Below are 11,963 nucleotides of genomic sequence, written 5' to 3'. Positions count from 1 at the left end.
CTTGTCGGAAGTGATTCAACCGCGCCCCACGCACCGCGTTTCGCTGTGCGTGGGGCCGTTGGGATTGATCAGGTGGGCAGGGCACGGCGCCGGCGGAACCGGTTAGAATCGAACGAGTGACAAGCCGACCCGCCGTGGATCGAGACGAACGCGATCGTGGAAACGCCTCTTCAGCTTTATGACCCGCGCGACGGCGACGTCGCCCTCAAGGTGGCGAGCCTTCCCGGTGGGCTGGATCTCGCGCAGACGCTCCGCTTCAACTACTTCACCGCGGTGTGGGTACAAGAGGGTTGCGGGACGTTCTGGGCCGATCTGGGCCGGTATGATTTCGAGGCGGGGTCGCTCCTCTTCTTCGTTCCCTACCAGTCGTTCCGGCTGCTGCCGGAGACGCCGGCGCGCGGACTCGTCATCCAGTTCCACGCGAACTTCCTCTGCATCGAAACCCATCACGCGGAAGTCGGCTGCAACGGCGTCTTGTTCAACGACGTCTACGGCGTCCCACTCGTCCGGCTGAACGCCGGTCACGAGGGCGAGTTCCTCGGGATCGTCGACAGCATGCGCGGGGAGCTGGAAGCGAGCGGCCTGGCACATTCCGAGGTCTTGCTCTCTTACCTGAAGATCTTTCTCGTCAAGGCCGCCCGTCTGAAGCTTGAGCAGCAGGGGCGCCTTCAACCTGCCGCGATCAAGCGGCCTCCCGTGCTGGACGAGCTGAAGCGGCTGATCGAAGAGCACTATCGAGCCGAGCATAGCCCGGGTTACTACGCCCAGCAGCTTCATCTCGCGCCGAAGTCGCTGGCCAAGCTGGTCAAGAAGCACTTCCACAAGACCCTGACGGAGCTGATCCGCGATTGCGTTCTCCGGCAGGCGAAGTGGGAATTGCTCCACACCCTGAAGCCGGTGAAGCAGATCGCCGCCGAGGTCGGGTTTCAAGACGAGCTCTACTTCAGTCGCCTGTTCAAGCGCGCCACGGGCTGCGCGCCGAGTTTCTTCCGGGAATTCGAGACGAGCATTCGCGGCGGCCAGAACGTCTGGGTCCGCTAGACGCACCGACTGTTCGGACGCGGTCCCGGCGGCGTCTTCCGTCCATGCCTTGGCGTCAAGCGCCCATTCCGAGCCCCTTCTTTCAGCCCTACGATAGGGCTATAGACCCGCCGACGCCTCGGAGTTTCCGGCGGCCGTTGAGAACCTGAAAGAAGGAGGGGCCGATGGGTTGGATCAATCGTTGTTTCGAGGTCGCGGCGCGGGCGGACCGGTTGGGCGTCACCGTCACACGGATCGGCCTGATCGTCGTCCTGCTCTGGATCGGTGGTTTGAAGGCGTTCCGCTACGAGGCCGACGGCATCGTGCCGTTCGTGGCCAACAGCCCTATGATGAGTTTCTGGTACAACGACCCCGGCGGTTACAAGTCCCACAAGAACCCGGAGGGCGCGCTCGTACCCGCGAACCGGGCCTGGCATGAGGCGAACGGGACGTATGCGTTCGCCTACGGACTGGGGACCGTGATCGTCCTGTACGGGCTGCTGCTTTGCCTGCACCCGTGGCTGCCGCAGGCGGCGGCCGTCGGCAGCTTTCTGGTGGTGATCATGTCGTTCGTCACCCTCTCGTTCCTCGTCACGACTCCCGAGTGCTGGGTACCCGCGCTGGGAGACCCGAGGCACGGCTTCCCGTACCTGAGCGGCGCGGGGCGGCTGGTCGTGAAGGACGTGATCATGATGGGGGCCGCACTCGTCACGATGACCGACTCGGCGAAGCTCTACCTTCGGAGGCGTGAGGCCGTCGCGGGACGCACGACCGCCCAGGCGACGTTGGAACCGGCGTACAACTGACGTCGGCTCGCCTCGGCTACGCCCGCTCGGGCCGGGCGACGCCGAGGTTGCGCTGCCAGGCGGAGTCGTAGGCGAGCGAGAAGATGAGCTGGATGGTCTCGGCCCGATCGGGGCCCGGCTCGCGGAGGGCGTCGAGCGCCTGGCGGACCTGGCCGAGGCGCGGGTCGGGATGGTCGCCGTGGTGGGCGGGCGCGCGGTCCATCCGGTCGAGGCTCGCCGCGATCTCGAGGATCTTGGAACGGATTTCGAAGAAGTCGCGATCCAGGACTTGCAAGGCGTCGCGTTGGTGGGGCACTTGGGAGTCCTCGCCGCTAGGAGAACAGGCTTGCGGGCCGTCCGGCCTGGTCCGGCCGCTTGATCGGCTTCATTTTCCCACAACAAGCCCTCGCACGCAAACGCGTCTGTGGGATCAGGAGGCTAGTGCGGTCTGGGACTCCTCGATCAGCTCATCGAGCAAGGTGCTGGCGACCTGGCTTCGCTTTCGCCATTCGCGGGCTTCGGCGAGCCATTGCGCGGCCTGTTCTCTTCGTCCCAGACGCGCGTGGGCCAGGGCCAGCACGGCGAAGTCGAAGCTGGAGGGCGCCGCATTCAGGGCCAGGCCGCGTTCGATTGAGTCGATCGCGGCCTGGTCGTCGCCGACGCGGCAGAGCGCGGCGGCCAGCGTGTTCCAGTAGGTTGGGTTCTCGGGATTGGCTTGCGTCGCCTGCCGGGCCAGATCCACCGCCTCGACTCGGTCGCCAGGCTCGGGGTCGGGCCGGCTCAGGAGGAACCAGGCCAGGTCGTTGGCGCAGTCGAACCGCCGCCGGCTCAGCTCTGCGTCGTCGTCGGCGGCGCTCTGGCTGACGAGGAGTTCGTACGCGCACCGCCATGCGGAGCCGGCGTTCTTGTACGACCCGGAGCGCCGAGAGTTTCGCGCCAGTTCGATGTAGCGGTCGGCCAACCCGCCCTCGCGCCGGCCGCCGCCGAGCGGCCGGACGTCGCCGTCGCAATCGTCCCCGATCCCGTTTCCGCCCCCGACTCCACGCAAGGTATGCGCCGCATCGGAGGCCGGACCGCGCTGGAGACAGGAGACCAGCCCTCCGAGCGCCACGACGTAAACGCTGTTGACGAACCCGTTCAACAAGCAATCGATCATGTAAATGCCGATAATACAGACGACCGCCGACTGGGCGGCGAGGGCCGGTTCGGCCCACCTCTTGGGCTGGTATCTCCCAAGGAAAACGAGTGCTGGTAATAGGAAGATGGCGAGGAACGAGGCGAGTCCGACCATGCCCCCCTGCCCCAGGAGGATGATCCAGAGACCATCGGTGATGCTGATGTCCTTGCCGTTGGCGTCAAAGACGCGCGATCGTCCCCAGCCGGCCCAGCCGAAGATAGGCTGTTGAACGGCCTTATTGATCAGGATGTCCTCGTTCTGGAACCGAAATTCGAGGGACTGGGCGCGGGCCGGGCTGAAGTTGTTGGTCAGAAATGAGACCAGGCCTCCGTAATCCCAGAGGTTCGGCACACGAATCGCGACATAAAGGATGGGGACTGAGAGCAAGCTGAGCATCAACAGTCGAGAGTTAAACCGAACGGAGAGCCAGAGGATCGCCAGCCCCGTCATGAGAAGCAGCAACGCGCCTGAGGATCGGCACAGGACCGTGATGATCAGCAGCACGGGCAGGATAAAAGAGCCGAACGAATAACCCGCCATGCTTGTGAGCACGCGTCGCTGCCACAGCCACACCGCCGACAGGCTGCTGATCGACATCCACATTCCGAGTTCGAGCCCGTCCGGAAAGAAGACGCGAGGCCGCCAACCTCCCAATCGCTCGCCCGAGAATCCGCCGATGCCGTAAACCGTGGTGAGCAGTGTGGGGCTCATCCGCATCTCGTACAGGCAGAAGGGGACGTAGACGAGGCCCCCGACGACGATCCCGATTAGCAAGTCGCGAAGCGACCGCTCATCGTTGAAATGAATCCTCCCCACGAGATAGGGGAACGCCCAGGTGATGACGCTCGCCACGCATCCGGAGGTCCCGTCGTAGGCGCCGAGGCCGTTGGTCAGCGACGACGCCATCGGGCACACACAGTGGCAGATCATCATGACGTCGAGCCAGTGCGGGCGGAATTGGAGGATCCGGTCGGGCATGAACAGGAGTGTGCCCAGAAGGATTCCGTAGCTGAACGCCGAGCCCTTGCCGTAATCGGGCAGGCCGGCGATGGAGATCCCAGAAGGGGGCAGAAACAGCCAGGCGGCGATGATCCCGATCACGACGGCTTGGCGGCGGGGGATCACAGCGAACAGGACCAGACAGAACGGAATCCAGGCTATGAGCGTCACAGGTACAAGAAAATACACGGCGAGTCGATCCCCATCTGACGATCAGAGCGCCGTCGCTCCACCCGGCCCAGTTCTTCAAGCGACGCCTCGACGGACGGATCGAGACCGACCGGGCCGATGGCGGCGCTCCCACGAAGCTTGCCGAATCGGCCGACCAGCGGCCGCTCTTTCCCCGCGCGCCTCCGCCGGTTTCCGCTTGTAAAGCCTAGTGCGCAAGACTCCGGCGGGAAAGCCCTTTTGAAACTACGCACGAACCGCCGCGATCGGCCGCGGTCGGTCGAATCGAACGCCGGATTCGCTTGTTGCGTGGTTGCAGCCCAAGGAATAACCTAAGTTTAGCTCATCGTAACGGAGGGCTGCCGGATTCCGCGATCGGACGGCCGTCGGCGGCTCGGCATGTGACAGAGCGACGCGGAGACGATCAGGCCGCCCCCCGCGTCTCCAGGAGACCCATCCATGAGATCCCGGCTCGCAGTCGTCCTGGCTTTGGCGTCGATGATCGCCCTCGGATTCTATCGCGAGCGCGCGTTCCGGGCGGCGGAAGCCCAGACTGGCGCGCCGGCGGTCGAGGGCCGCTACGACCCGGTGAACCCGAGCCGATGGTTCCGCGGCGCGCTGGCCTGGAACGCCAGCCCGGTGGACCTCCGCTTCCTCAACAAGGACGACCGCCCCGCAGGCCGTCGTGGGTTCGTCAAGGCCGTCGGCGACCAGATGGTCTTCGAGGACGGGACCCCGGCCCGGTTCTGGGGGGGCAACCTCGCCGCCTACGCCCTCTTCACCACCCCCCGCCAGACCATCGCCGCGCAGGCCCGGCGGATGGCCCAACTCGGCTACAACCTGATGCGCATCCACCACCACGATTCGTCCTGGGTGCATCCCAACGTCTTCGACGCTAAATCCAAGAACGCCCGCCGCCTCGACGTCGATGCGTTCGACAGCCTCGACTGGTGGATCAAGTGTCTCAAGGACGAAGGGATCTACGTCTGGCTCGACATGCAGGTGGGCCGACAGATCGAAGCCCGCGACCATCTGGAGTTCGGCGCCGCCGAGCTTCTCAAGACTCAGAGCAACCTGGCCGGCTTTTGCTATTACAATCCCGACGTCCAGCGGCTCATGAAGGAGTTTCAAAATCAGTATCTCAGCCACGTCAACCCATACACCAAGATGGCGTACAAGGACGACCCGGCCGTGATCGGGGTGCTGCTCACCAATGAAAACGACCTGGCCCATCACTTCGGAAACCGGATGCTGCCCGACAAGGGCAACCCGTTCCACACGGCTCTTTTCACCAAGGATTACAAGGCGTTCGCGAAAGAGCACGGCCTTCCCGAGAGCAAGGTCTTCCAGACCTGGATGGCGGGGCCGAGCAAGATCTACCTCGGCGAGATCGAACACCGCTTCAACAAGGCGCTCGTGGGCGATCTCCGGGCGATCGGAGTCCGCGCGCCGATCGCGACGACGAACTACTGGGGCGCTTCGCCCCTCTTCGTACTCCCCTCCCTGACCGACGGCGACGTCATCGACGTCCACTCCTACGGCAAGGCCGAGGAGCTGAGCCTCGATCCGCGCCGCGAGCCCGGCTTCGTCCACTGGATCGGCGCCGCCCAGGTGAGCGGCAAGCCGCTCACCATCACCGAATGGAACGTCCCCTACCCGACCGTCGACCGCTTCACGTCTCCCTTGTACGTGGCCAGCCTCGCCGCGCTCCAGGGATGGGACGCCCCCATGATCTACAACTACTCGCAAGACAAGCTGCAGCAGCCGGGAGGGCCCAGCGAATGGTCCTCGTTCTTCGACCCCGCGCTCACGGGCGTCATGCCGGCCGCTGCTCTGCTGTATCGTCGCGGCCACGTCTCCCCGGCCAAGAAGACCTTTCACCTGGCGCTCACCCCGGCGCAGCTCTTCGACCGCGACCTCTCCCCCAAGACGTCGGCGACCATCCGGACCCTCGTCGAACAGAGCCGGCTGACGATCGGACTGCCAGCGGTCAAGGAACTGCCCTGGCTGGCGCCGTCGAAGCCGCCCGAGGGGGCGGTCGTGATCGACGACCCCGACCGCGACATGCTTCCCCAGGGCGCCTCGGAGGTCCGCTCCGACACCGGCGAACTGACCCGCGACTGGAACCAGGGAATTCAGTTCATCGACACGGCGAGGACCCAGTCCGTCAGCGGCTGGATCGGCGGCAAGGAACTCAAAACCGCCGACGCGCGATTTCAGTTTCGCACCAAGAAGGCCGTCGTGGCGCTCACAAGCATCGACGACCAGCCGCTCGACAAGTCGCGGTTCATCCTCGTCACGGCCGTGGCCCGCGCCGTACCCAGCGATAAGAACCACACGCCCCTTCTCTCCGAGCCCGTGGTCGGGACGGTCGACCTGAAGACGGAAGTCGACGACCTTGAGCTCCTGGCCCTCGCCGCCGACGGCAAGGTCGTGAGCCGGCTGGCGACCAACCGAATCCAGGGCGTCGTCTCCTTCACGCTTCCCGCGGGCCGGGGAACCCATTGGTTCGTCCTGAAATCCAGGCCCTCCGAAGCCAAACCGACGCCTGATCAATCGCCCCAACCCGCCTCCGCCCCCCTTTGAAGGCAACCTCGACCAAGGCGCGGCGTGCGATTTGCTAACAGTTCCTGAGTCGAACCGGGCCGGCCGACATCGTGGGATTCAGTACAGGTCGGGTTCTTGGTTCGACTTGTAAAATTTGCTATCCTAGAATCTCAACAGCCCTGGGCATGAAGCCATGGTGGTTCACCGGGGTTCGAATCCGCATAATGCGAGGAAATCAACGATGCGCTGCCGTGGCTTTTGGTTGCCGATCCTGGCGGTGACTCTCTGGGCTTCGAGCGCCGGATCGAACGCTTGGGCCGATGATTACTGGGTCGAGACGGTCGACTGGGTGCCGACGTCGAGCGTCTCGATTCTCCCGACGTCGTACCTCGCGGCGACTTCGTACGTCTTGCCCACCTCGTACAGCGTGCCGACCGTCTATGCGACGGCCTACGCCACCGAGCGCGTGCTGACGCCGACCTCGTACGTCGTCCCCAGCTACTATGAAACCCGATTCCGCCGCAGCATCTTCGGCCGGCGGCTGATTCCCAGCGCCATCGGCAGATACACGGTTCCCACCGGCCTCACCTCCTACACGCCGACGACTTACTACGCGCCGACGAGCTACTTCCCGACGACGCTCTATTATCCGACGGCCTACTACGTCCCGACCACGTACCGGACGGTTCCGACCGTGATCGACCGCTCGGTCGTCGCCACCGAGTACGTCCGCGAGTCGAGCCTCTGCTGCGACGACGCGACTCCCATCGCCATGGCCCCGGCGCGCACGATCGCCCCGGAGCGGTCGAGCGAATCGTCGGCCCGCCGCCCGCGTCGGTCCGTCGTGCAGTCCGAGCCCGAGGAAGACGACGCTCCGTCGCTCCCCTCCGACGTCGAGCCGACTCCCGCGCCGGTGGTCAAGCCCCGGGTGGCTCCGGAGAACAACGCGGGCGTCAGGAAGCCCGCCGAGGCCGCAAAGACCGAGACCCCGAAGGAAACGACCGGGAGCCCGCCGAATCCCCCCGCGCCGGAACGCCGTGACTCGGCGGCCCGCCCCGAAGACACCTCGAAGCAGGCCATCACGCCGGCCCCCGAGCCGTCGAAAGCAACCGAGCCGGCGCTGCCCAAGGCCCCGTCCGGCGTTGACGAGTTCCTGAACGAGCCGGCCCCGCTGCCGACCGCCCCTGACGAGGCCGGGACCCGCAGCGAGTCACGCAAGCCAGTCTACGACCCGGCACGCGCATTCCGGACCGAGAGCCGCAACGTCCTCTTCGGCCGCGTCCGCGAGCGCGAGACCCGCGAGCCCGAGGAAGGAGTCCGCGTCTTGCTGAGCAACCGCACCAACACCTTCGACGATCGGGTCGCCATGACCGACGCCTTCGGCCGGTTCGCCGTCCGCGTCCCCGACGGCGACTGGACCGTCAAGGTGACGATGCCCAGCGGCCGGGTCTACTCGGTGAGCGAGATCACCGTCAGCAACGGCCAGATCAGCGACGATCAGGGACGCGACGTCCCCAGCCTGACCATCACCCGCTGACGTTCGTCGACCATCACAAGCCACGCGCAGCCAACGCCCGGGCGGTCCTTCTCGGCCCGCCCGGGCTCGCCGCGACAGTCGGTCTGAAGGGAGAATTCCATGGACGAAGTCGAAGAAGTCCGCCTCTGCGAGGTCGCCAACGAGGTCGAAGCCGCCCTGGTCGTGAACCTGCTCCAGAGCGACGGCATCCCCGCGCGGAGCGACGCGACCCCGGCCGGGAGCGTCTTCGGCGGCCTGCCGTTCGAATCCGGCCACGGCGTGTACGTCGCCGCCCCCCTGGCCCGGAGAGCCCGCGCGATCCTGTCCGACTATCCCCATTTCCACAACCTGAAGAACGTCCACGAACCCGTCAGCGATTGACGCGCCCGGGCCGTCGAGACGAACTTCCATGTCACCGCTCCCGACTTCGGAACGGCCGTTGCGCGTCGGCCTGCTGGTCAGCTACTTCCACCCGTTCGCCAGTGGGGCCGAGCGCCAGGCGCTGGCGCAGGGACTCGAACTCGTTCGGCGCGGTCACTCGGTCCGGGTGATCACCCGGTCGGTCCCCGGCTATCCAATCGACGACGAGGAATATCAGGGGGTTCAGATCCACCGCTGGATCAAGACCTGGGACCGTGGGCCGGCCTTCGCCCTCAGTTTCGTCGCCGGCGTCGTCGGGGCGCTGCGGCGGTTGCGCGGCGAGCTGGACGTCGTCCACACCCACCAGGCGCTCTGGGAAGCCGTGGCGACCGGTCTGGCTCGGCCGTCGCTCCGGGGAATCCCGACGCTCGTCCAGCCGGCCAGTTCGGGATACTACGGCGAAGCCCAGGAGCTGGGCCGGACTCGGGGCGCTCCCCTGCTCCGGCGGATCATCTTGCGTAACACGCATTTCGCCGCGATCTCCGACGACATCGCCCGCGAGTGGACGGACCTGGGCGTGCCGTCCGGTCGGCTCAGTCGTCTTTGCAGCGGCGTCGACACCGACGTCTTCCACCCCGGCCCGAGCCTGGTCGACCAGGAATTGCTGCCGCGTCCCCGCGTCGTTTTTACAGGCCGGCTGCACCCCCAGAAGAACCTGCCGATGCTGCTGGACGCCTGGGCCGAGGTCTCCCGCCGGTCGGCCGCGAACCTGATCCTGATCGGCCCTGGGACCGATCGCCAGGCCCTTATGGAACAGGCCGAGTCGCTGGGAATCGCCGATCGCGTCCAGTTCGTGGGCGCGGTGCCGAACCCGGCCGACTACCTCCGCGCCGCCGACGTCTTCGTCCTGCCCAGCGTGGCCGAGGGGATGAGCAACTCGCTCCTCGAAGCGATGGCCTCGGCCCTCCCCTGCGTCGTCTCGGGCGTGGGGGGCAACACCGACCTGATCGCCCACGGCCGGACCGGCCTGCTGGTCTCGCCCCCGACGCCCGAAGCCTGGGCCTCGACGCTGCTCGCCTTGATCCACGACCCCGCCGAAGCCCTCCGCCTTGGCCAGGCCGCCCGCGACCGCGTCGAGACCGAATACTCCCTCCGCGCCGTCGTCGACCGTTACGTCGACTTATATCGCGATCTGATCGCGAAAGAAGATCAGCACAAAGGCCGATGATCACTCCTCCTTCTCCGATTCCTTGGGCTTCATATGAAGGTCGAATTCGGTCCATTCGCCCGACTGGATATTGTAGATGTGAACTTTATCTCCATACTTCAACGTGAGGCCGCGATCGCTCGCAATCGCCTTCGGCGTCGCGCCCTCAGGCAACTCCAGCACGCTCCACCTCCCGGCCCCGGCGCTGTAGGTGTAAAGCCGCCGGCCGAGGGCGTAGACGGTCATGTATTGACTCGATACGGGCGTCGCTTCCTTTACAGGCTCGCGCAGTTCCTCGACGTCCCAGCGGCTGTACTGCTTATTGAAGACCGCGAGCCGCTGGATCTTCTCACCCCGAAGCGCCAAAGGTATCAGCATCTGGTTGGTAACCGCGGTAACGACTAGCCGGGGGTCGCCCTCTTCAGCCAGTCGGACGGACTGGGGGTCAAGGTACGACTTCGCCGCGTCGCGGCCCATCATGGCACCCATGCCGCCGCCCGGTCCCATTCGACCCATCATCTGGGCACCCATGCCGCCCATCATCCTCGCTCTTTGGTTGGGAATTCCGAAGACCGTGACGACGTCACCTCTCGGTGACGGAATGACGATAGGTTTGTCGGGGTCGAGGTACTCGAGTTGGTTCGTGCCGTCGGCTTTCTGGTCCTCGGCGGGCTTCTGCGCCGGGGCGGTTCGCGGGTTGTTTGCATTCTGGAGCACGTCTGCCAGCACTTTCCGTTTCCTGGCCACCACGCTCTCTACGTCGGTGATATGATTCTCGAGTTCCTCTCTCCGGCGCTTCAACTCCGCGAGTTCGAGTTCGGATTTGAGGATCGTTGCCTTCAGCTCCCGCACTTCGCTCGCGACGCGCGACGTCGAAGTGTCTTGTGGCGTCTCGATCGCGGGCGTCGGCTCCGCTTTCTTCTCACCTGGCCCCTGTTGCAGCGCGTAGCCGCTCACCCCGCCCATTGTCAGGATCAACCCCAGCGCGCAGGCGCCAGCCAGCTTCAATTTCGAGATCAACATGGCGTCGAGAACTCCCTTGGCGAGCGCGGCGGTCGTGGCGGAGACCAGGGCCGTGGCGGTGTTGTGGTGGACGGTGAATTCCAGGGCGGACCGGACGGTCGTTTCGAACAGGACGGGCGAGACTGGCTCGGCGAGGACGATCGTGCCCCAGGCGGCGTCGTCGGCCGACACACCGCGACGGGCCAGGCGGGTTCGAAGTCGGTCGCGGCCCCGCGAGAGCCGGCTGCGGATCGTGCCCACCGGCTGTCGCAATCGACCGGCGGCCTGCTCGTGGGTCAGACCTTCGAGATAGCAGAGGACTAAAGGCGCGCGGAGCGCCTCGGGGAGTCTCGCCAGTTCGGCGTCGAGGATCGTCCGCAGTTCGGCGTGCTCGTGGTCGCGAGCCGCCGGCGCGAGTGCCAGTGACTCCACGTCCGCCCCGTTCTTCTCACGGACGAACCGGCGGGCGGCGCCGGCCCGAGCCCGGACGGCGACCCGGTGGGCGACGCCGTGGAGCCAGGGGCCGACCAATTCACCCCGGCGGATCGCCCCGGCGCTGCGCACCAGAACCAGGAACGTCGCCTGGAACGCGTCCTCGACGTCGTGCTCGTCGCGAAGGACGCGGCGGCAGACGCCCAGGACCATCGGCCCGTGCCGCGCGACGAGCGCGGTGAAGGCTGACTCGTCGCGATTGGCGAGGAACCGCTCCAGCAGCCGATCGTCGTCGTCGCCGGTCGCCGTCCCCCAGCGGAGTACGCGCGTCAGCTCGCCAATGACGTTCCCCGAAATGCGGCCCACGCCGTCGCCCTCCCCGTCCTCGAACGTCGGTCCAACACTCTCAATGTGCGGCTTGCGGGGTTCCCAATCTCACTTTTTTGGAATTCCGGGCGGAATGTCATCCGCCGCCCAGCCCGGGGGGCTACCGCGGCGATTTGGGTTCGTTCGCGCCGAAAACAGGTCGCGGCTTCACTTCAAGCTCCCGCTCGACGCAGCCCTGGCGATTTGGGTTCGTTCGCGCCGAAACTCCCCATCTCCCGCCCCGGCAGCCTCGCAAGACCTCCCGGCCGGATTTGGGTTCGTTCGCGCCCGAAGCTTTCAGGCCATGCCCGGATCTTGAACTGCAACGTACTAACACTAAACGCTTTGCATCGCTCAATCGAGGCCCAAGGATTGGGTTCGATC

Annotated in this window: 9 protein-coding genes; 6 read left to right on the top strand and 3 right to left on the bottom strand. The window is 65.9% G+C overall.

The window, feature by feature from the left end; all coding sequences use genetic code 11:
- Positions 1–156 precede the first annotated feature (156 nt).
- Together BSF38_RS26785 and BSF38_RS26780 are read left to right on the top strand one after the other, a co-directional pair.
- Positions 157–1,041, top strand: coding sequence for a helix-turn-helix transcriptional regulator (locus tag BSF38_RS26785; protein WP_237170627.1), 885 nt, complete (start codon positions 157–159; stop codon positions 1,039–1,041).
- Between the two features lie 164 nt (positions 1,042–1,205).
- Entirely contained in the window at positions 1,206–1,826 is a 621-nt protein-coding gene (locus tag BSF38_RS26780; protein ID WP_076350102.1) for a DUF417 family protein, read from the top strand.
- Between the two features lie 16 nt (positions 1,827–1,842).
- Here BSF38_RS26780 and BSF38_RS26775 read toward each other — a convergent pair whose 3' ends face one another.
- Both BSF38_RS26775 and BSF38_RS26770 read right to left on the bottom strand, forming a co-directional pair.
- A complete protein-coding gene (locus BSF38_RS26775; RefSeq protein WP_076350101.1) occupies positions 1,843–2,121 on the bottom strand; it encodes a hypothetical protein in 279 nt (92 codons plus the stop codon).
- A 114-nt stretch (positions 2,122–2,235) separates the two neighbouring features.
- On the bottom strand, positions 2,236–4,170 hold the full coding sequence (locus BSF38_RS26770) for a hypothetical protein (protein ID WP_145952345.1): 1,935 nt from the start codon (positions 4,168–4,170) through the stop codon (positions 2,236–2,238).
- A gap of 438 nt (positions 4,171–4,608) precedes the next feature.
- Between BSF38_RS26770 and BSF38_RS26765 the strand changes: the two genes are divergently transcribed.
- The 4 genes from BSF38_RS26765 to BSF38_RS26750 all read left to right on the top strand — a co-directional run bounded on the left by BSF38_RS26765 (position 4,609) and on the right by BSF38_RS26750 (position 9,800).
- Positions 4,609–6,735 carry a hypothetical protein gene (locus BSF38_RS26765; protein ID WP_076350099.1) on the top strand — a complete coding sequence of 709 codons (2,127 nt, stop codon included), beginning with the start codon at positions 4,609–4,611 and terminating at the stop codon, positions 6,733–6,735.
- A 202-nt stretch (positions 6,736–6,937) separates the two neighbouring features.
- Positions 6,938–8,233, top strand: a complete 1,296-nt coding sequence (locus BSF38_RS26760) for a carboxypeptidase regulatory-like domain-containing protein (protein ID WP_168189470.1) — start codon at positions 6,938–6,940, stop codon at positions 8,231–8,233.
- 99 nt (positions 8,234–8,332) lie between these two features.
- Positions 8,333–8,593: a hypothetical protein gene (locus BSF38_RS26755; RefSeq protein WP_076350097.1), complete on the top strand. Its 261-nt coding sequence runs from the start codon at positions 8,333–8,335 to the stop codon at positions 8,591–8,593.
- 28 nt (positions 8,594–8,621) lie between these two features.
- Entirely contained in the window at positions 8,622–9,800 is a 1,179-nt protein-coding gene (locus BSF38_RS26750) for a glycosyltransferase family 4 protein (protein WP_076350096.1), read from the top strand.
- Here the strand turns inward: BSF38_RS26750 and BSF38_RS26745 are convergent, their stop codons facing one another.
- A complete protein-coding gene (locus BSF38_RS26745) occupies positions 9,801–11,579 on the bottom strand; it encodes an RNA polymerase sigma factor (RefSeq protein ID WP_076350095.1) in 1,779 nt (592 codons plus the stop codon). It abuts the gene before it with no gap.
- Between the last annotated feature and the right edge of the window lie 384 nt (positions 11,580–11,963).

Origin of the sequence: Paludisphaera borealis, from assembly GCF_001956985.1 — a bacterium.
GTDB classification, from domain to species: domain Bacteria; phylum Planctomycetota; class Planctomycetia; order Isosphaerales; family Isosphaeraceae; genus Paludisphaera; species Paludisphaera borealis.
This window is presented reverse-complemented; position numbering and strand designations above follow the sequence as displayed.